Annotated in this window: 14 protein-coding genes; 6 read left to right on the top strand and 8 right to left on the bottom strand. The window is 56.6% G+C overall.

Going from position 1 to position 19661, the window contains the following annotated elements:
- Positions 1–158: 158 nt before the first annotated feature.
- Positions 159–2516 (top strand): efflux RND transporter permease subunit, encoded by a 2358-nt coding sequence (locus V9K67_RS24820; RefSeq protein WP_336727441.1) that lies wholly within the window; start codon positions 159–161, stop codon positions 2514–2516.
- Between the two features lie 482 nt (positions 2517–2998).
- Here the strand turns inward: V9K67_RS24820 and V9K67_RS24825 are convergent, their stop codons facing one another.
- The 4 genes from V9K67_RS24825 to alaS form a co-directional block, all read right to left on the bottom strand.
- Positions 2999–4171, bottom strand: a complete 1173-nt coding sequence (locus V9K67_RS24825; RefSeq protein WP_336727443.1) for a redoxin domain-containing protein — start codon at positions 4169–4171, stop codon at positions 2999–3001.
- Between the two features lie 8 nt (positions 4172–4179).
- Positions 4180–5628 carry an Asp-tRNA(Asn)/Glu-tRNA(Gln) amidotransferase subunit GatB gene (gene gatB / locus V9K67_RS24830; protein ID WP_336727445.1) on the bottom strand — a complete coding sequence of 483 codons (1449 nt, stop codon included), beginning with the start codon at positions 5626–5628 and terminating at the stop codon, positions 4180–4182.
- A gap of 141 nt (positions 5629–5769) precedes the next feature.
- A complete protein-coding gene (locus V9K67_RS24835) occupies positions 5770–6771 on the bottom strand; it encodes a PDZ domain-containing protein (RefSeq protein ID WP_336727446.1) in 1002 nt (333 codons plus the stop codon).
- 247 nt (positions 6772–7018) lie between these two features.
- Positions 7019–9664 carry an alanine--tRNA ligase gene (alaS, locus tag V9K67_RS24840; protein WP_336727447.1) on the bottom strand — a complete coding sequence of 882 codons (2646 nt, stop codon included), beginning with the start codon at positions 9662–9664 and terminating at the stop codon, positions 7019–7021.
- Positions 9665–9812: 148 nt separating this feature from the next.
- Between alaS and V9K67_RS24845 the strand changes: the two genes are divergently transcribed.
- The gene (locus V9K67_RS24845) at positions 9813–10781 is read left to right on the top strand and encodes a M23 family metallopeptidase (RefSeq protein WP_336727448.1); all 969 of its coding nucleotides are present in this window, start codon (positions 9813–9815) and stop codon (positions 10779–10781) included.
- Between the two features lie 62 nt (positions 10782–10843).
- Here V9K67_RS24845 and V9K67_RS24850 read toward each other — a convergent pair whose 3' ends face one another.
- Positions 10844–11920, bottom strand: coding sequence for a PKD domain-containing protein (locus V9K67_RS24850; protein WP_336727449.1), 1077 nt, complete (start codon positions 11918–11920; stop codon positions 10844–10846).
- Positions 11921–12012: 92 nt separating this feature from the next.
- Here V9K67_RS24850 and V9K67_RS24855 point away from each other — a divergent pair, with 92 nt between their 5' ends.
- Both V9K67_RS24855 and V9K67_RS24860 read left to right on the top strand, forming a co-directional pair.
- Positions 12013–12531, top strand: coding sequence for a MerR family transcriptional regulator (locus V9K67_RS24855; RefSeq protein ID WP_336727450.1), 519 nt, complete (start codon positions 12013–12015; stop codon positions 12529–12531).
- A gap of 96 nt (positions 12532–12627) precedes the next feature.
- On the top strand, positions 12628–13155 hold the full coding sequence (locus tag V9K67_RS24860) for a thioredoxin family protein (protein WP_336727453.1): 528 nt from the start codon (positions 12628–12630) through the stop codon (positions 13153–13155).
- 125 nt (positions 13156–13280) lie between these two features.
- On the opposite strand, the gene V9K67_RS24865 is transcribed toward V9K67_RS24860, so the two are convergent.
- The 3 genes from V9K67_RS24865 to msrB all read right to left on the bottom strand — a co-directional run bounded on the left by V9K67_RS24865 (position 13281) and on the right by msrB (position 17994).
- The gene (locus V9K67_RS24865) at positions 13281–14348 is read right to left on the bottom strand and encodes a mechanosensitive ion channel family protein (protein ID WP_336727455.1); all 1068 of its coding nucleotides are present in this window, start codon (positions 14346–14348) and stop codon (positions 13281–13283) included.
- Positions 14349–14500: 152 nt separating this feature from the next.
- The gene (locus V9K67_RS24870) at positions 14501–17350 is read right to left on the bottom strand and encodes a M16 family metallopeptidase (protein ID WP_336727457.1); all 2850 of its coding nucleotides are present in this window, start codon (positions 17348–17350) and stop codon (positions 14501–14503) included.
- 173 nt (positions 17351–17523) lie between these two features.
- Positions 17524–17994 carry a peptide-methionine (R)-S-oxide reductase MsrB gene (gene msrB / locus V9K67_RS24875; protein ID WP_336727459.1) on the bottom strand — a complete coding sequence of 157 codons (471 nt, stop codon included), beginning with the start codon at positions 17992–17994 and terminating at the stop codon, positions 17524–17526.
- Between the two features lie 208 nt (positions 17995–18202).
- Between msrB and V9K67_RS24880 the strand changes: the two genes are divergently transcribed.
- On the top strand, positions 18203–18802 hold the full coding sequence (locus tag V9K67_RS24880; RefSeq protein ID WP_336727462.1) for an adenylate kinase: 600 nt from the start codon (positions 18203–18205) through the stop codon (positions 18800–18802).
- A 192-nt stretch (positions 18803–18994) separates the two neighbouring features.
- Positions 18995–19504 (top strand): hypothetical protein, encoded by a 510-nt coding sequence (locus tag V9K67_RS24885; RefSeq protein WP_336727464.1) that lies wholly within the window; start codon positions 18995–18997, stop codon positions 19502–19504.
- Positions 19505–19661: the final 157 nt, after the last annotated feature.

Genomic DNA, 19661 nt, shown 5'->3' on the forward strand with positions numbered 1-19661 from the left:
GAGGAAGCCGACTGGAGGAGGGCCAAACTACAAAAGTCTTGAAGACTTTTGTAGTTTCTCCCCAACGGCCGAACCCGAAAAAACTTTGGAACGCTGGAACTTTGGAACTCTGGAACTTATTAGTTATTCTTCTTTTCTTTGCGCCAAATGGATGCTCAATGTGGAAGACCTTAGGTAAAAGTGTTTTGCGGTATCGCGTATGGTTGCTGGCCCTGCTGCTGGTGGCAACCGCCTTCATGGGCTGGAAGGCCAGCCAGGTAAAGTTAAGCTATGAGTTCGCCGGCGCTATCCCCCGCGACAACCCCAAATACCTGGCCTACCAGGAGTTCCGGAAAAAGTTCGGCGAGGACGGCAACCTGCTGGTCATCGGCGTGCAAACCAAGGATATTTTCCGGCAGGACCTGTTCAACGCCTACACCCAGCTGCACCACGACCTGAAACAGCTGCCCGGCGTGGACGACGTGCTGGCCATGCCCGCCGCCATCAACCTCACAAAGAATTACGAGACCGAAAAGCTGCAGGCCGTCCCCATTTTTCCCAAAGGTCCGCTGTCACAGGCCCAGATCGATAGCGGCAAGGCCACATTCCTGAACCTGCCCTTTTACCGGGGCCTGCTCTACAACCCGCAGAGCGGCGCCTGGCTGATGGGCGTCCGCATCAACCGCGAAATACTGAACTCGGCCAAAAGGACCGGCGTGGTCAATGACATTACCCGCCTGACCGACGCCTTCGGCGCCAAACACCAGCTGAACCTGCACCTGAGCGGCCTTCCGCTGATCCGGACCGTAATGGCCACCCGCGTCTCCAATGAAGCCCGGTGGTTTACCGGCATGTCCATCCTGCTGTCGGCGGTGATCCTGCTGCTGTTCTTCCGCTCGGTCAGCGCTACCCTGCTGTCGCTGGCGGTGGTGATCATCGGCGTGATCTGGAGCTTCGGCACCGTCGAACTAATGGGCTATAAGATCACCCTGCTCACCGCCCTCATCTCGCCGCTGGTGGTGGTGATCGGCATTCCCAACTGCATTTACTTTTTGAACAAATACCATACGGCCTATAACGAAACGGGCGACAAGCGTGAGGCGATCGTACAGATGATCGCCAAGATGGGCGTGGTGACCCTGTTCTGCAACATTGCCGCCGCTATCGGCTTCGCCGTGTTCGGCCTGACGGAAAGCGCCGTGCTGAAGGAATTCGGCGTGGTGGCGGGCATCAACATCATGATGCTGTTCTTTATTTCGCTGGTCCTGATCCCGGCGGTGCTGAGCATGCTGCCGGCGCCCAAGCCCCGCCACGTAAAATACCTGCACAATCCCCGCCTGCAGCGCTGGCTGGCCCGCCTGGAGCGCTGGGCCCTGAACCACCGCAAGGCCATCTACGTGGTTACCGCCGCCGTGCTGGTAGTGGCCCTGGCCGGCATTTTCCAGCTGAAGAGCGTGGGCTATATCGTCGACGACCTGCCCAGGACCGACAAGATCTACACCGACCTGAAATTTTTTGAAAAGAACTTCGAAGGGGTGATGCCGCTGGAGATTTTAGTGGATACCAAAAAGAAGTACGGCGTTACCCGCAACCTGGGCAACCTGCAGCGCATCGACTCGCTGGCGCAGTTCCTGGAAGCGCAGCCCTATATCGGCAAGCCGCTGAGCCTTACCGAGGGGTTGAAATTTGCCAAGCAGGCCTTCTTTGAAGGCGACAGCACCAACTACTCCATGCCGGCCGAATACGACCTGCCGGCCCTGGCCCAGTACCTGAACATGCGCCCCGGTGCCTCCGGTACCGCCGCAGGCAGCACCAACTCGTTCACCAAGCTGGTGGCCACGTTCATGGACAGCAACCGCCAGCAAGCCCGCATCAGCGTAAACATGCAGGACATCGGCAGCGCCCGCCTCCCCTTTGTGCTCGACAGCATCCAGCAACGGGCCGACGCCCTCTTCGACAAGGACAAATACAATGTACAGCTTACCGGCACCAGCGTAACCTTCCTGGAAGGCACCCGCTTTATCATCAACGGCCTGCGGGAAAGCATCTTCTGGGCCTTCCTGCTGATCGCCCTGTGTATGCTGTACCTGTTCCGCTCCCTGCGCATCCTGTTGTGTTCGCTGATCCCCAATATCATCCCGCTGGTGATCACCGCCGGTGTGATGGGCTGGGCCGGTGTGCCGCTGAAACCCTCTACCGTGCTGGTGTTCAGCGTGGCCCTGGGGATCGCCATCGACATCACCATCCGCTTCCTGGTCAACTACAAGCAGGACAGCAAGAAGGCGGCACAGGACCCTGCCGGCATGGTCATCAAAACCATCCACTCTACCGGCCTGAGTATTATTTATACCTCCATTGTGCTGGTAGCAGGCTTCGTGATCTTTTGCTTCAGCGGCTTTGGCGGCACCCAGGCCCTGGGATGGCTCACCTCGCTGACGCTGGTAACGGCCACCATCACCAACCTGGTATTCCTGCCCGCCCTGCTGATCTCCCTGACAAAGAAGGCTAAGATGAAGAAGACGGTGGAGCAGGTTTAATAGAAATTATATTTCAAAATATAAAAGCCGGGACGTGGTTCCCGGCTTTTTTTATGAAGAAGAGCGGGGGAGGCGCCTGCCGCCTTTGACGATGTGCAAAAATGGTAATTGGTCGCGCGATGGGAAGCCCGCAGGGCTTTACTGTGAATAGCCCCGGGTGCAACCCGGGGAACAGGCGCCCATAAAAGACACAACCCCGAATGGGGTTGATTGTGGGACCCGCCAAAGAGGATAATTCCCTATCAGGCAGGCTTTCCGAAGCATCCTTCGAAATGGGACACTGCTGAAAATCGGCGAGGACACAATCAACCCCTTCAGGGTTGTCTTGACGAACTAATGCTGACCCCGGGTTGCACCCGGGGCTATTCACAGTAAAGCCCTGCGGGCTTCCCATCGCGCGACCAATTATGCTCCATCGTACCCGACGGCTATCAAAAAAAAATGCCGCCCGGGGGCGGCATTCGAAATGCTTTATTAAAACCTTAATGCAGTACTTCGCTGAGCTTGCGTTCCAGGTCTTCGCCGCGGAGGCTTTCGGCAATAACCACGCCTTTGGGATCGACCAGCACGTTGTAGGGAATACCGTCGAAGCCGTACAGGCCCACCACCTGGCTGTCCCAGAACTTCAGGTCGCTCACCTGGGTCCAGGCCAGGCCGTCTTCCTTGATGGCCTCGATCCATTTGTCCTTGCCGTCCGGGCGGTCGAGGGAAACACCCAGCACGGTGAAGTTCTTGTTCTTGAACTTATTGTACGCCTTTACCACGTTGGGGTTCTCAGCCCGGCAGGGCGGACACCAGGAGGCCCAGAAATCCACCAGCACGTACTTGCCCTTGAACGAGCTGAGCGCTACCGGCTTGCCGTTCACATCGGGAAAGGTAAAATCCGGCGCCGGCTTGTTGAGCAGGGCGCTGGCGGCAGGCGTTTCGGGCCCGGCGGTGGCCCGCGCCTGCATATCCTTGTTGAGGGAGGCAATGGCGGTATGCGAAGGGAACTTTTTGGCAGCCTGGGCCACGATGTTGTTCACCTCCTGCTGGCTAAAGCCTTCCAGGCCGTAATTAGGGTTGGAAGCCATGCTCTGGTAGCTACCCAGCGCAAAAAGGGTGAGGGCCGGGCTCTTGCTCTGGTTGATGACGCTCAGCGTGTAGGTCTTCAGGGCCTGTACAGCCGTCATCCGTTGCTCGGCCTTGCGGTTGAGGAGGCTGTCCGATACTTTCTGGCGGCGCAGGCTGTCGATGTCCTTATCCTTTAAATACAGGGCCTGCATTTTCCGGCTGTTTTCTTCCAGGTAAGCTTTCAGCTCCTGCGAGGCCGGGGAGCCTTTTATGGTGTACAGCTCGGCGGACTTCAGGTCGGCGTTGATGGTCACTTCCTTTTCATCGTTGATGAACGACACCAGCGGGAACCGCTCTTCGTCCAGGCGCAGGCTGAAGATCGCCTCCTCTTTGGTGAGGGTTTCCAGGTGAAAATTGCCGTCTTTGTCCAGCCGGGCCGAATCCACGATCACCGGCTGCAGGTTGGCCAGCGAGGATTCTTCGAGGTAAACGGTGCGGTCGCCTGCATTTTTAAGGGCGCCTTTTACGTCCAGCGTGTTTTGCTCGGATTGTTTGCAACCCACCGCCAGCAGGAAGAGGGAGCTATAAAGAAGTTTGCGCATGCTGCAGATCAGGATTTAAGCTTTTCGTTGAATTTTTCGGTGATCACTTTGGCATCGGCCTTGCCCCTGGCCAGCTTCATGGCTTCGCCCACGAAGAAGCCGATCAGGCCCTTTTTACCCTTGCGGAACTCGGTCACCTTCTGGGGATACTTTTCCAGCACGGCCGTGATCCAGCCGTCCACGTCGCTGCTGCTTTCGCTCAGCAGCAGGTCATTTTGCTGCGCATAAGCGGCCACGTCCAGGTTGCCGTCGGCGGTCAGGGCCGGGAAGATCTTCTGCACGGCAATGCCGTAGGTGAGCTTGCCCTCGTCGATCAGCCCGATCAGGGCGGCCAGGGAGGCAGGAGAAATCTGGAGGTCTTCGGCCGCCAGCTCTTTTTCCGCCAGCCAGTTCTTTACCGGGTTCAGTACCCAGTTGGCAGCGGCCTTGTTATTTTTCGTGTGCTCCAGCACTTTTTTGAAAAAGGCTTCCAGCTCGGGATCGGCGGCCAGCATGGCCGCATCGTACTGGGTCAGGCCCAGGCCGTCGATCAGCGCCTGCACCCGTTGCTTTTGCGAGGGCGGCATCTGGCTGCGGATGGCCTCGATCATTTCACCGGTGATGAGGAAGGGCGGCAGATCGGGGTCGGCGAAGTAGCGGTAGTCGTCGGCGTCTTCCTTGGTGCGGATGGCGTAGGTGGTGCCGGTGGCTTCGTCGTAGCCGCGGGTTTGCTGCAGCACCTCTTCGCCCCTTTCCACCAGGTTCACCAGGCGCTCGTATTCCGACTCGATGGCTTTTTTAATGAAGCGGATGGAGTTGAGGTTCTTGATCTCCACCTTGGTGCCCAGCTTTTCGTCGCCTCTTTTGCGAACGGAGATGTTCACGTCGCAGCGCAGGCGGCCCTGCTCCATGTTGCCGTCGCAGACGTTCAGGTAGCGCAGCAGGTTGCGCAGTTCGGTCACGTAGGCGTAGGCCTCGTCGCTGCTGCGGATGTCGGGTTCGGTCACGATCTCCAGCAGGGGGATGCCGGCACGGTTAAAGTCCACACCGGTAAAGGCGGGGTCGATGTCGTGCACGCTTTTGCCGGCGTCCTCTTCCATGTGGATGCGGTTGAGGCGCACCTTTTTCAGCTCTTTACCTACGGTCACCTCCAGGTAGCCGCCACGGCAGACCGGGGCGGTATGCTGCGAGATCTGGTAGGCCTTGGGAAGGTCGGGGTAAAAGTAGTTTTTACGGGCGAAGTAGTTGTTGGCGACAATTTCGCAATTGCAGGCCAGGCCCAGCCGGATGGCCAGCTCGATGGCTTCCTTGTTCATTTTGGGCAGGGTGCCGGGATGGGCCAGCGAAATAACGCTTACCTGCGTATTGGGCTCCTGTCCGAACAGGGTGCCGTCGCTGCAGAACAGCTTGCTCTGCGTGGTCAGCTGGGCATGTACCTCCAGCCCTACCACCACCTCGTATTGATTTTGTGCGCTCATTCGGGCAAAAGTAGTGAAAGCACAAGGAATTGGTTAATTGGGAATTTGTTAATTGGGCAGGGGTCGTTGCCGGTGCCAAATAAAAAGCCCGGGCAATTTGTTTACCCGGGCTTTGACCCATATAAAATTCCCGTTGCTGGTTTATAAATCAGCAGTTTTCAGCTTTTTCGGGGTCTTGACCTCGATGGTCTGGGACTTGCCGTTGCGGAGGACCTTCAGGGTTACCGAAGGCTTGTTGCGGGAGGCCCGCACCTGGCTGGAGACTTCGTCCACGCTGTTGACGGCCACATCGCCCACATGGGTAATGACGTCGTTTTCCTTCACGCCGGCCCTGGCGGCATTGCCTTCCTCATCCAGGTCAATCACCTTTACGCCCTTGCCGTCTTCGGTATCCTTGATGGACAGGCCCAGCTTGGGGGCACCGCCGCCAACGTTGCCGCGGAAATCAAAGTCCATGTTGGGCAAATTCGGCAGGTTCGGCATGCCGCGGAACATTTCAGGGTCCAGGATGCGGAAGTTCCGCTCCATCGGCACGCCTTTCCAGCGGCCCAGCTCGGCCGTCACCTGTTGCTCCTTGCCGTCGCGCAGCAGGGTAATAGTGATCTTTTCGCCGGGCTTATGCTTGCGCACCTCGGTGGCCAGGCCCTCGGCATCTTCTATTTTGGCCTCGTTCACTTTTTTAATGATATCGCCTTCTTTAATGCCGGCCTTTGCGGCTGCGCTCTCTTCGCTCACCGACTTTACCTGGGCGCCGCCTTCCACTTTCTCCGTCATGACCCCCAGCATGGCGCGGTTCGAGTCGGGCTGCAGCAGGTTATCGCCTTCGGGGCCAAAGCCGCGGAAAGTACGGCTGCCCGACCGGGGCTGGCCGCCCTGCTGCTGCAACGCTTCCATGTCGCGGTATTTTTTGATCGTTACCGATATATCGCCGGTCTTGCCGGTCAGTTCCTTACCGTTCACTTTTACCTTGTCGCCATTGATCTCGATCACGGTCTTTTCGTTGCCGGCGGCGCCTTTGCGGTCAATGATGATCTGCTGTACCCCGCCTTTGTCTGTATCCTTTTCCTTTTGCGCAAATACGGCCGAAACCGACAATACTGCGATACCTGCTATAAAAGCCTTCTTGATGAAATATTGCTTCATAAGTATTTCGTTTTTGTCTACGTTGAATTTCGTAGACCAAATATACAACATCCTCCCATATTACGAAACCCTTCGGAGATGTTAAAATAACCGGAAGCGGACAAGAGGAAAACGACCGGGATAAACGGAAAAACCAACCAACGTCCATAAAAATCAACCACCCAAAAACAAAAAAACTACAAAAGTCTTAGAGACTTTTGTAGTTTATCGTATGCAAACGAACTCGTAAACTTGTAAACTCGTAAACTTATCCGAGCAGTCCCTTCACCGCCTCGATCGCCTGCTGCAGCCCGTCGGGGTTTTGTCCGCCGGCAGTGGCAAGGGTTTTCTGGCCGCCGCCGCCGCCTTTGATCAGCGGGGCGATCTTTTGCTTGATGGCCGCCGAAGCATCCAGGCTTTTCTGGGCAGTCACCTGCTCGTCGAACAGCAGCACCACGGAGGCTTTGCCGTCGATAGCGGCGCCGAGGGCAATCACGTGCTGGGGCACCACCTGCTTCAGCTCGAAGGCCAGCTTTTTGAGGGCATCAGCGCTGCTCACTTCCACGATCTCGCCGATGAAGCTAGCGCCGTTGATGCCTTCTGCTTTTGTTACCAGCTGGTCGCGGAGGGCTTTCAGCTGGACGGCCTCAAATTTCTCAAGCTGCTTTTTCAGGGCGGCGGTTTCCTCGTTCAGGGCCGTCAGGGCCTTTACCAGGTCCTTGGGGTTTTTGAGGGCTTCCTTCACCTGCTGCAGCTGGGACAGCTGGCCGTTCAGGTATTCCTCGGCAGCAGCGCCGCAGATGGCTTCCACCCGGCGCACACCGGCAGCGACGGCGCCCTCGGAAGTGATTTTAAAGAAGCCCAGCTCACCGGTAGCACCCACGTGGGTACCGCCGCAAAGCTCTACGGAGTAGGCAGGGTCCATGGTCACTACGCGGACCACGTCGCCGTATTTCTCACCGAACAGGGCCATGGCGCCCAGCTTCATCGCCTCTTCCTTGGGCAACTGGCGGATCACCACCGGCACATTGGCGCGGATCTTTTCGTTCACGATCTTTTCCACGGCGGCGATCTCCTCGGCGGTCATCTTGCTGAAGTGCGAGAAGTCGAAGCGCAGGTAGTCGGCATTCACCAGCGAACCCTTCTGGGCCACGTGGGTACCCAGCACCTGGCGCAGGGCGGCGTGCAGCAGGTGGGTGGCGCTATGGTGCAGGGCGGTTTTTTTCCGCTTTTCCACATCTACGGTGGCAGTCACCGGGCCGGACAGGTCGTCGGGCAGGCTTTCGGCGAAATGAACGATCAGGTCCATCTCTTTCTTGGTATCGATAATGGTCAATTGCTTATTGCCGATTGCCAGTTTCCCCGTATCGCCTACCTGGCCGCCGCTTTCGGCATAAAAGGGCGTACGGTCGAGCACGAGCTGTACCAGCTCCTTGCCCTTGGTTTTTACCTTGCGGTAGCGCAGGATGTTGGCCTGGGCTTCCAGGGAGTCGTAGCCTACGAACTCGCTGCCGCCTTCGCCTTCCTGGCTCACCAGGATCCAGTCGCCGGTATCGATGGCCGAAGCGGCACGGGAGCGTTCTTTCTGCTTTTGCATTTCGCCGTTGAAGGCTTCTTCGTCCACCGACAGGCCTCTTTCCGAAGCGATCAGGCGGGTAAGGTCGAAGGGGAAGCCATAAGTGTCGTACAGCTCGAAGGCGTCCTTGCCCGAAATGGACTGCTGGGCCGAGCCGATAATGTCTTCAATGCGCTTGAGGCCTTTTTCCAGGGTACGCAGGAAGGCTTCTTCCTCTTCGCGGATCACCTTGGTGACGAAGGCTTCCTGCTGTTTCAGCTCGGGGAACACGTCGGCAAACTGGTCGGCCAGCACCGGCACCAGCTGGTACAACAGGGGCTGCTGGTAGTCGAGGTTCGAATAATAGTAGCGTACGGCCCGGCGCAGGATGCGGCGGATGACGTAGCCGGCGCCGGTGTTGGAGGGCAGCTGCCCGTCGGCGATGGTAAAGGAAATGGCGCGGATGTGGTCGGTATTCACCCGCATGGCCACGGCCTCGCCCCAGGCCTTGCCCGATTCGGGGGTGGCGGTGCGGTCGTAGGTTTTGCCGGTAATGGCTTCAATTTTTTTGATGGTGCCGCTGAAAACGTCGGTATCGTAGTTGGAGTCCTTCTGTTGCAGCACGCGTACCAGGCGCTCGTAACCCATGCCGGTGTCCACGTGTTTGGCGGGCAGTTGCTCCAGGGTGCCGTTCTTCAGGCGGTTGAACTGGATGAATACGTTGTTCCAGATCTCGATCACCTGCGGGTGGTCGGCATTCACCAGGGTGCTGCCGTCGATGGCGCTGCGCTCGTGGTCGGGGCGGCAGTCCACGTGGATCTCGGTACAGGGGCCGCAGGGGCCGGTATCGCCCATTTCCCAGAAATTGTCTTTCTTCTTTCCCAGCAGGATGCGGTCTTCGGCCGTCCACTTTTTCCATTCCGAAAAGGCTTCCTCGTCGCGGGGCAGGGCTTCCTTTTCGTCGCCTTCAAAGATGGTCACATACAGGCGGTCGACAGGGATCTGCAGCACTTTGGTCAGCAGCTCCCAGCTCCACTCGATGGCCTCTTTTTTGAAATAGTCGCCAAAGCTCCAGTTGCCCAGCATTTCGAACATGGTGTGGTGGTAGGTGTCCACGCCCACCTCTTCCAGGTCGTTGTGCTTGCCGCTCACCCGCAGGCACTTCTGCGTGTCGGCGATGCGGGGGGAGGGCGCCGGCTTGTTGCCCAGGAAGTAGTCCTTGAACTGGTTCATCCCGGCATTGGTGAACATCAGGGTGGGATCGTTTTTCACCACGATGGGGGCCGAGGGAACGATCTGGTGCTGCTTCGACTGGAAGAATTCCAGAAAGCGGCTGCGTATTTCTTTTGCGGTCATCATGCTACAATAAATAGATTGTTTTTGCTTTTTATGCCAGTATATTTGTCCGTCTCTCCCGCCCCTGGCGGAAAAGAAGAAGCGCAAAGGTAACGATTAGAGTTGCTTGCAAAAGCCCCGGAACTGAACAGACCCCTTATGAAGGTATTGAATGAAGAAGATCAAATATTATTATAATACCCATACGCTTCGCTACGAAAAGCTGATCACGCCGCTCCGGGTGAAGCTCCTGCGCATTTTCGGCTTTATCGCCGCCGCCCTGGTCACCTCGGTCATTATTTCTTACCTGGCCTTCCGCTTCGTGGGCTCGCCCAGCGAAAAGCTGCTGCGTACCCAGCACGAGCTGCTCCTGAACCACTACGACGACCTGGAAACCCAGGTAAAGACCCTGCAGGCCGAAGTGCAGGAACTGGAAAAAAGGGACAACAACGTCTACCGCAGCATCTTCGAGGCCAATCCCATCCCCGACAGCATCCGGGCCATCGAGCTGGAAAAGAAACGCCAGGCCCAGGTGGAGCGGATGGGCGAGCCGCAACTGGTACGCGCCATCCAGCGCAACATCGACACGCTCAATAATCGCATTGCCGCCCAGAAAAAATCCTATACCGAGCTGACGCGGCTGATGAACAACAAGGAAGCCATCCTGGCCCATACGCCGGCCATCCAGCCGGTGAGCAACAAGGAGCTCACCCGCATCGCCTCGGGCTTCGGCTACCGCATCGACCCCATCTACAAAACCGTGAAGATGCATGCCGGCCTGGACTTTACCGCTCCGCAGGGCACGCCCATCTACGCCACCGCCGACGGCCGCGTAAAGGTGGCGGGCCACAGCGACGGCGGCTACGGCAACCACGTGGTGCTGAGCCATGGCTACGGCTACGAAACCCTTTACGGCCACATGGTGCGCATCAAGGCCCGCCCGGGCCAGCAGGTGAAGCGGGGCGAGATCATCGGCTACGTGGGCACCACCGGCAAAAGCACCGGCCCGCACTGTCACTACGAGGTACACAAGAACAACCAGAAGCTCGACCCGGTCTACTTTTTCTACAACGACCTCACCCCCAAGGAATTCGACGCCCTCTTAAAGCAGGCCCAGGCCTCCAACCAGAGTTTGGATTAACCTCACCCCCGGCCCCTCTCCATCTGGAGAGGGGCCGGGGGTGAGGTGTGCCGGGGGTGAGGTTACTTCACCGCCACGTCCCACACCTTCGACATCCTCGCTTTGCCGGCGGGGCCTTCCACGTAGAGCGTAACGATGTAGTGGTCGGGCTTTTCGTACACGTGGGTGGGGTGCTGCTGGGTGGAGGTGGTGCCGTCGCCGAAATCCCACTTCCAGGAAGTGATCTTTCCTTCCGACTCGTCGATGAAGGACACCAGGCGGCGCTGCATGTCGACGACTTTAAAGGACCATTGGGCGTCGATGGGCTTTTTAAAACGGCTTTCCAGGGGCATGAGGCGGAAGGGCAGCAGGTAAGAAGCCTGGCCGTACATGGTATGCTCCTTCGACAGGTTCCAGAAACCGTTGTGGGAGGGGGCTTTCACGTCGTCGTAGTCGATGATGGCCCAGGAAAGGCCGATGTTCTTGTTTTCGGAAAGAATCGATTCCACGGCGCGGGCCGGGCCTTCCGGTCCGGCATAGTCGAAGGGTGTGATCCAGAATTCGAGCGTCAGGCGGCCGGAATCGCCCGGCTTGAAGTTGAAGTTATAAGCGGCATTGGCGTAGGGCAGGCTTTTGATCCAGGGCTGGCTGCCCCAGGCCAGGGCCCAGTCCTTGCCCACGGCCGGCGTGAAGATGTGGTAGTTCTGGGCATGCACCCCATGGAAGGAAAAGTAGGCATCCATGGGGCTAAGGGTTTTGTTGGGGTGGAAGCGGTCGATGAGCGGGCCGCCCGACTGGTCGCCGTCGACCACTACCTCGAAGATGTCGTTGTGCAGGTCGGTCAGCGAAAAATCCCAGTAGTTGTCATAGGCTTCGTAGAGGAAATACAGGCGGTTCATCCCTTTTACCCAGCCCACCTTCACCTTCACGTCCAGGTTTTTGGGGTCGGCCTTCGGCTGCTTTTTGCTGTCGTCCCACAGCTGGTCCAGGCCCACCACGTAGTCGCCGGGCACCAGGTTCCAGTCGTCGGCCTTGCCGTCGATGGTAGGGATCTTATTGGCGGGGAACTGGAAAATTTTGTAGCTGCGGTTGTCCTGGGCCCGGGAGGAGAAGGTACCCAGGAGGAGGGCCAGGAAGCAGAGAAGGCGGAATCGTTTCATGGGATGAAATTAGGGCTAATAAAATTTTAAGTCCTTCATGAGAAAAGAAATCGTGCGGAAGTCCGGAACTTTGCAACCCGTTGACATTCACAATGGCAAAAAAAATTCCTTCTATCACTTTCGACTTTGAGGACGACCCGGAGCCCGACGACCAGGCCCCTGCCTTTCAGCCGACCGAGTTTCTCTCGGGCAACCCCGTGCCGCCCCCTCCCCCGAAAAAGGAAAAGAGCACCCGTGGCCGCAAGTCGCTGAAGGAGCCGATGCCGGACCAGGTAATGGTTCCAGAAGATGGGGTGCTGTTCCAGAAGCAGTACTATTCCATCGGCGAAGTGGCGGGCTGGTTTGGCGTGAACACCTCCCTGATCCGCTACTGGGAGAATGAGTTCGACATGGTGGAGCCGCGCAAGAACCGCAAGGGCGACCGCCTGTTCAAGCCCGAGGACGTCAAGACCCTGCAGCTGATCTACGACCTCATCCGTCGCCGGAAGTTCACCCTCGAAGGGGCCAAGGAATATTTGAAAAGAAACCAGCAGGCCGAAGAACGCTACGAGCTGATTCACTCACTGCAACGCATCAAAGACTTTTTGCTGGAACTCAAAGCGGGGCTCTGAGGAGTTTACAAGTTTACGTGTTTACGAGTTCGGTGGGGTATTTAGAGGTTTAGTTTTGGCAAGTTAGTTATGAGCCATTGCTGTATTTTTGCTATTATGAGTTTTTTCCATTTGAAAAAGATAGCGTTCCTGCTGGTGGCCGGCTTTTTTTTGCAGGCGGTGCAGGCACAATCCATAGAAATAGGTAAGGACAAGGAGGGACATAAAATGCTGAAGGGCCTGGTAACGAAGCAGGACCTGGCCGGCGATACCGCCTTTGGCTGGTTCACTAAAAACGCCGCGGACTACAAGCCGTATGCGGCGGCCCTGCAAAACATTAAAAAGAACAAGGACTCCGTGGATTATATCGTCTTCGGCGGTACCTGGTGCCATGATACCCACTTCGTGCTGCCCCGGTTCTTTTCCCTGCTCGACTCGGCCGGCGTCGCCCCCAGCCACATCACCTTCTTCGCCGTGGACGAGAGCAAAAAGGCCAACAACAACCTGCCCCAGGCTTTTAATATCACCAATGTTCCTACCATCATCGTCCTGAAAAGAGGAAAAGAGGTTGGAAGAGTGATCGAATACGGCAAGCAGGGCATGTTCGATAAAGAACTGGGCGAGATCGTCAAGCAGGAATTTTAAGTCCTGCTTTAGTACACTTCATCCTAAGAAAAAATAGGTCGTAGTGTCTTTACCCGGAATACAATTCCGGGGTACGTGGTTAGACTTTTATCGGTAAACAGGGAAGGGGCTAAGGCCTATTCATCCTAGGCGGTTTTGCCTGCAATTTCTATTTCCATTTCTTCCATGGTGCGGAGGGCGAACAGGTTCACCCGCTGGCGGATGCTGTTGAACTGCGACAGGTAGGCCGCGGGAACGAACAGCTCCACCTGGATGGTATAAGCCTGCAACTGGATGTCCTGGAACCATACGTTGTGCACTTCCACCTCCTTGATACCGGCCAGGAAGGATTTCAGGGCGGCCATCAGGGCCTCGATCTTTTCGGAAGGCGTTTCCAGGTCCAGGTGCAGGATGAGCTCGTTGCGCTGCGAAATGCGCTGCGAATGGTTGTCCAGCACGGTATCCACCATCTGCTTGTTGGGCACCGACACGCAGGTTTTCTGCTCGCTGCGGATGCGCGTGCTGCGCAGCCCCACCTTTTCCACCTTGCCCACGATGTTCTGCACCTTCACGTTGTCGCCCACCGTAAACGGCTTGTCGAAAAAGATCACGAAGGAAGCGATCAGGTTCTCCAGGCTTTCCCGCAGGGCCAGGGCCACGGCGGCACCCACGATACTCAGGCCGGTGAGCAGGTTGCCCACGTCGTAATTGAAGGCGAAGCGCAGGATCAGCAACAGCCCCACGATGCCGATGATCACCTTCAGCAGATCGCGGAAGAACACTACCAGCTGGTCGTCGGTCTGGCCGGGGGTGAGCGCCGCTTTCTTTTCCAGCACCGAGGCCAGGAAATCGATAATGCGCAGCATCAGCCAGGTGAGGAACAGCAGCTGTATGATGATGCCGACGGACAGCACGACGCGCTGCAGCGGGTACCTGTAAATATTGACCTTCAGCACCGAGGGGAAATTCAGGCGGTAAAAAGCGATGATGGTGACGGTGACGATCAGGAAGGCGCTCAGCGGATGCACGACCATCTGGGTAAAGGTGCGCTCGTCGAAGGCGGGCCAGAGCCGCTTGCAGCCCTTGCCCAGCAGGCGGGCCAGGTAGCGCGAGATGAGGCGGTTGAGCACCAGCACCAGCAAGATCAGGGCGACGGTCCACAAATAATCGCCCAGGGTATTATCGAAAAAGATTTTTTGAAAAAAGTCGTTCATGCCTTGACAGATAAGTTACGGCCGCGAAATAAGGGAAGAATTTATGATTGGAGGTTCCTGGAAAGCATTTTAACAAACAGAAATGAGGGGAAAATGAAAAAGCCCCGGAAGGCTGTCCGGGGCTTTTTCGGTAAAACGGGCCTTTTTAAATATTAATTGGAGGCGGGCTTGATGTCGGCACCTTCGGGATACAGAACAACGCTGATGTAGTTGTTCATATCGAAGTATTTCTGGGCAGCCTTTTGCAGGTCGGCGGTGGTGATGGCTTCCACCCGCTTGTCGTATTGCAGGATCTCTTCGGGGTCTTCGCGCTCGATAAAGGCATTCGACAGCGACTGCAGCCAGAAATCGTTGGTTTGCAGGCCTACGAGGTGCTGCTTGCGCCAGGTTTCCCTGATCTTGTCCAGGTCCTTCTGCTCTATGCCTTTCTGCTGCACGTCGCGCACCAGGTCCATCAGGGCGGCCGTCAGCTTGTTCACGTTCTCGGGACCGCAGGGCAGCGAGGCCGTGATGGCGTAGCGCTGGTAGGGCCGCTTGCTGAGGGCGCCGTTGAAGCCGCCGCCATAAATGCCGCCCATTTCCTCGCGCAGCTTTTCAATCACCTTCAGGTTCAGCACTTCCACCAGGGCCCGCAGGCGCATGGCTTCTTCGGTGGAGTAAGGCGCTTCGCCGCCCCAGCGCACGGTAATGACGCTTTGCGCCTCCTTGCCTTTTTGCACATTGGCTTTTACGATGCCTTTTACCGGGCGAACGCCGTTGTCCTTGAACCGGTTCTGCATTTCTTTGGCCGGCAGCGACCCCAGGTACTTTTCCAGCAGCGGCTTGATGATGTTGGAATCGATATTGCCCACGAAGGTAAAATGCATGCCGTAGGCATTGCTGTAAATGCTGTTGTAGATCGAGAACGCCTTATCCAGGTTGAGGTTGTTGAACTCCTTTTCCGTTGGCAGGTAGCTGGCCCAGGGGTTGTTATTGAAAACGATCTTCGTCAGCGTATCCTGGTAAAAGGCCCGCGGGTTCTGGCGCATGAACTGGATGGAGCTTTTCTGCTTGGTAACGAACGAGCGGAACAGCGCCTCGTCCTTGCGGGGCTGCGTGAAGTACAGGTGGGTGAGCTGCAGGAAGGTTTCCAGGTCCTTGACGCTGCTGCTGCCTTCAATGCCGTCCTCGTGGTCGTTCACGTAGGGCATCACCGAAACGCTTTTGCCCGAAAGGAACTTTTTCAGGTCGGTCGGCGACATATCTTTTACGCCCATCTGCGTTACCAGGGTGGCGGCGTATTTCGCATTGTCCTTGTCGGCCAGGTCGAAGCGCTGGAAGCCGCCCCAACGCCAGGCGTCCATCAGGATCTGGTCGTTCTTAAAGGCCGTGGGCTTCAGGGTAACGGTAACGCCGTTGCTCAGGGTCAGATCGGTGGTTCCGAGCTTCGGGTTTTTCGTTTCGCTGACGGTGGAACCCGGCACCGGCTCCTTGTCGAGCAGTTGGGCCGCAACGGCTTTTTCCTGGTAAGGGGTGACGGGCTGTCGGGCGGCCGCTACCAGTTCCTTCAGCACGGCGTTGCCGGCCGGCAGCTTGCCCTTGAGGCTGGCGGGGGCCGTCACCAGGGCAAAGGCCTTGTCGGTGGCGGGGATCTTCTTCGCCAGGTCGTTGATCTCCTGCAGCTTTATGGTAGGCAGCACCTGCTTGATAAACTGGAAGCGGTATTCGGGACCGGGGATGGGTTCGTGCTCCAGGAAGTGGCTGACGTATTCCCAGGCCAGGTTGTCCGACTCCACTTTGTCGCGTTCGTTATAGGCTTTCTCGGTAGCGTTGTACAGGTCGGCCTTGGCACGTTCCAGCTCGCTGGCCAGGAAGCCGTAGCGGCGGGCCCTTTCGGTTTCGGCCACCAGGGCGTCCAGGGCTTCCTTTACGGGATTGTCGCCTACAACGGCATACGATACAAACGCTTCATACCCTCTCAGGAACTGCGACAGGCCGGTATAGCCGTAGTTGAAGGGCGGGTTTTCCTTGCGGGTCAGCTCCTGCAGGCGCTCGTTGATCAAAGAGGTCATCAGCTCTTTTACCACCGCCTCGCGGTAGTCGGCCCAGGTAACGGCTTTCTTGGCCGGCTTGATGTAGGTAAAGATCTGCAGGGCGGTATTGGTGGCTTCTTCATCGGTGAGCACCATGGCCTCGGGCTTGGTACGCACCGGTATGGAGGTGATGGCCGGCCGCGGCCGGGCACCCACAGGATTGGTGAACTTGCCGAAGTGGGCTTTGATCTTTTTCTCGGCTTCGGCCGGGTCGATATCGCCTACGACGATCACCGCCATCAGGTTGGGCCGGTACCATTGTTTGTAAAATTCCTTCAGGGCCTGGTGGCGAAAGGTTTTCAGCACGGAGTCCTTACCGATGGGCAGGCGATCGGCATACTTCGAGCCATTGAACATTCTTGGGAAATACTTGCGGCGCATGCGCTCCTGGGCGCCCTTGCTCAGGCGCGATTCTTCGAGCACCACGCCCCTTTCCTTTTCGATCTCGGCAGAGTCCATAAGGTTGTTGAACGCCCAGTCCTCCAGCACGGTAAAGCCTTTTTCCACGATCTCGGGGTCGTCGCTGGAGATGGGCAGGATATAGACGGTTTCATCAAAAGAGGTATAGGCGTTGAGGTCGGCGCCGAACTCCACGCCTACCTTTTGCAGGTAGTTCACCAGCTCGTTCTTGGGAAAGTTTTTCGAGCCGTTGAAGCCCATATGCTCCATGAAGTGGGCCAGGCCCTGCTGGCTGGGGTCTTCGAGAATGGAGCCGGCATTCACGGCCAGGCGCAGCTCCACTTTATTTTTCGGCTTGGCGTTTTTTTCGATATAGTAGGTCAGCCCGTTGGGCAGCTTGCCCACTTTTACATTGGGGTCAACGGGGAGGGGCTGGCTGAGTTTGATTTGTGCAAAAACATTCAGGCTGAATACGTGCAGCAGCAGGAGCACGATCCAGCGAACGGGCTTAAGGTTCATTCGTTGTTCCATGAAATGATTGATTAGTGAAAGAAAGATAAAAAAAGTTTGTGGTTTGTAGTTGGTGGTTTGTGGTTGGGCGTAAAAAGCAGCGATTGTCCTTTCCAAAATAAAAAAGGTTTCCTTCAGCGAAAGAAACCTTCCAATAGCACGACAACTACAAACCACGAACTACAAACCACGAACTATTTCTTCTCGTCATACTTCTCCGCTGCGGCCTGTGCTTTTTTGAAGTCGAGCACGACGCCGTTGATGCAGTAGCGGAGGCCGGTGGGCGGCGGGCCGTCTTCAAAAACGTGGCCCAGGTGGGCTTTGCAGCGGCCACACTGCACTTCGGTGCGGCTCATGCCGTGGCTGTGATCCGGCGTATAGATAATGCTGCTTTTGCTGACGGGCTGGTAAAAGCTGGGCCAGCCGCAGCCGCTTTCAAACTTCGTATCGCTGACAAAGAGGGCGTTGCCGCAGGCGGCGCAGTAGTAGGTGCCCTTATCGTTCAGGGTTTCGAAGGGGCTGCTCCAGGGCCGTTCGGTACCCTTCTGGCGGGCAATCTGGTAGACCTCTTTGGGCAGGATCTTCTTCCATTCGTCCTCGCTGATATTCACGGCCGATGTATCCGTGTTGGAATAATACGGGTTGTTTTTGTTGGCTTCTTCCATCTTGTTGTTTTTTGTTGATTGGGAATAGGTGCACCCCAGCAAGCTCAGTGCCAGCAGTACTAACAAAGAAATGTGTTTCATTGAATGGTTCCTCCTGCCAAATGTACGATACCTGGCCTGGCGGCGGTTTTAAAAGAAATGTGAAGACATCCTGCCCGATCCGGGTTCGGAAAATGAACTATATTTGTTACCCTTAGCTATAAATATTATGTTTAATTTAATTCTTTTTGGCCCTCCCGGCAGCGGAAAAGGCACACAATCGGAAAATATTGTAAAAAAGTTTGGCTTAACCCATCTTTCCACCGGCGACCTGCTGCGCCGTGAGATCGGCTCACAAACGCCCCTGGGCCTGGAAGCCAAAAAGTTCATTGATAAAGGTCAGCTGGTACCCAACGAAGTGGTGATCGGCATGATCGATTCCTGCCTGCAGCAGAATTCCGAAGCCAAGGGCTTCCTGTTCGACGGCTTTCCCCGTACGGTCGCCCAGGCCCAGGCGCTGGACAAGCTGCTGGCCCTGCGCAAATCTTCCATCTCCAAAGTGCTGGCCCTGGAAGTAAGCGAAGAAGAGCTGATCAAACGCCTGCTGAAACGCGGCGAAACTTCCGGCCGCACCGACGACACCAACGAAGAGGTGATCCGCAAGCGCCTGGGCGTATACAAGGCGGAGACCGAGGCGGTAGGCACCCACTACGCCGAAAAAGGAAAATTCCAGTCCATCCAGGGCGAAGGCTCCATTGACGACATCTTTGCCGCCCTCAGCAACGCCATCGAAGCCGAAATGACGGCCCAGCAATCGGTAGCCGAGTAGTCCGAAAGTCCGAAAGCATTTTTCCTGATCCTGAAAAGGCGCTACAGTTTGGAACAAGGAGGTTTCAGGCTGTAGCGCCTTTTTCTTTCAACGGCAGGTTCTTCCGCACTGTTCTCCCCGGCTTTTCTCCTTCCAGACTTTACTTCCATTTCTTATATATTTAAGGTAAACTTGTAGTCCTAATTTACCGTTATGGATACAAGTAAAGAAAGCTTCCTGCGGCATCAGTTCCTCCCCCTTTTAGAACGGGTGCCTTCCGATACTCCGCCTGCCTGGGGCAAGATGACCCTGCAGCAAATGATCGAGCATTTTTCCGACAGCGTCCGCATCGCCTCGGGCCGCTCCCAGCACCAGAAGGTGCTTACCCCCGAAGAAAAGCTGCCGAAGATGCAGGAGTTCCTGATGAGCAACAAGCCCTTCCGGGAAAACACCATGAACCCGCTGGTGCCCGAAGTGCCCGCCCCCGTACGCAACGCCTCGGAAGAGGACGCCCTGGCCGAACTGCAGGAGGAACTGCACCACTTCTTCGACGTATTCGAAGCCAACGAACACCTGCTCACCATCAACCCCCTCTTCGGCCCTCTCAACTTCCAGATGAACATCCAGTTGCTGTACAAACATGCCCGGCACCACTTGCGACAATTCGGCGTCGACCTCCAGGATGACCGGCCCCAAAAGGCAACCATCTCCCATAAACAATAAGGCGTCCCGGAATTAGTTAATGGGTTAATGGGGTATAGGGGCGGAACGGCCCCTGGTTATCAACCTTAAACGAACCATGCTATACTTTACAAGGGATAAATTAGTGAGTTCTGGTTATCAAAGAATTGGAACTTTAATGGCATTAATGTTTTAAGTT

The organism is Huijunlia imazamoxiresistens (assembly GCF_037132455.1).
GTDB lineage: Bacteria > Bacteroidota > Bacteroidia > Chitinophagales > Chitinophagaceae > Flavisolibacter > Flavisolibacter imazamoxiresistens.

Bases quoted from the DNA above. Each gene is read 5' to 3' on its own strand.
- gatB (WP_336727445.1), bottom strand. From the start codon at position 5,628: ATGAGCGCACAAAATCAATACGAGGTGGTGGTAGGGCTGGAGGTACAT.
- V9K67_RS24850 (WP_336727449.1), bottom strand. From the start codon at position 11,920: ATGAAACGATTCCGCCTTCTCTGCTTCCTGGCCCTCCTCCTGGGTACC.
- V9K67_RS24880 (WP_336727462.1), top strand. From the start codon at position 18,203: ATGTTTAATTTAATTCTTTTTGGCCCTCCCGGCAGCGGAAAAGGCACA.
- V9K67_RS24865 (WP_336727455.1), bottom strand. From the start codon at position 14,348: ATGAACGACTTTTTTCAAAAAATCTTTTTCGATAATACCCTGGGCGAT.
- V9K67_RS24825 (WP_336727443.1), bottom strand. From the start codon at position 4,171: ATGCGCAAACTTCTTTATAGCTCCCTCTTCCTGCTGGCGGTGGGTTGC.
- V9K67_RS24885 (WP_336727464.1), top strand. From the start codon at position 18,995: ATGGATACAAGTAAAGAAAGCTTCCTGCGGCATCAGTTCCTCCCCCTT.
- V9K67_RS24870 (WP_336727457.1), bottom strand. From the start codon at position 17,350: ATGGAACAACGAATGAACCTTAAGCCCGTTCGCTGGATCGTGCTCCTG.
- V9K67_RS24845 (WP_336727448.1), top strand. From the start codon at position 9,813: ATGAAGAAGATCAAATATTATTATAATACCCATACGCTTCGCTACGAA.
- V9K67_RS24835 (WP_336727446.1), bottom strand. From the start codon at position 6,771: ATGAAGCAATATTTCATCAAGAAGGCTTTTATAGCAGGTATCGCAGTA.
- msrB (WP_336727459.1), bottom strand. From the start codon at position 17,994: ATGGAAGAAGCCAACAAAAACAACCCGTATTATTCCAACACGGATACA.
- V9K67_RS24860 (WP_336727453.1), top strand. From the start codon at position 12,628: ATGAGTTTTTTCCATTTGAAAAAGATAGCGTTCCTGCTGGTGGCCGGC.
- V9K67_RS24855 (WP_336727450.1), top strand. From the start codon at position 12,013: ATGGCAAAAAAAATTCCTTCTATCACTTTCGACTTTGAGGACGACCCG.
- alaS (WP_336727447.1), bottom strand. From the start codon at position 9,664: ATGATGACCGCAAAAGAAATACGCAGCCGCTTTCTGGAATTCTTCCAG.
- V9K67_RS24820 (WP_336727441.1), top strand. From the start codon at position 159: ATGTGGAAGACCTTAGGTAAAAGTGTTTTGCGGTATCGCGTATGGTTG.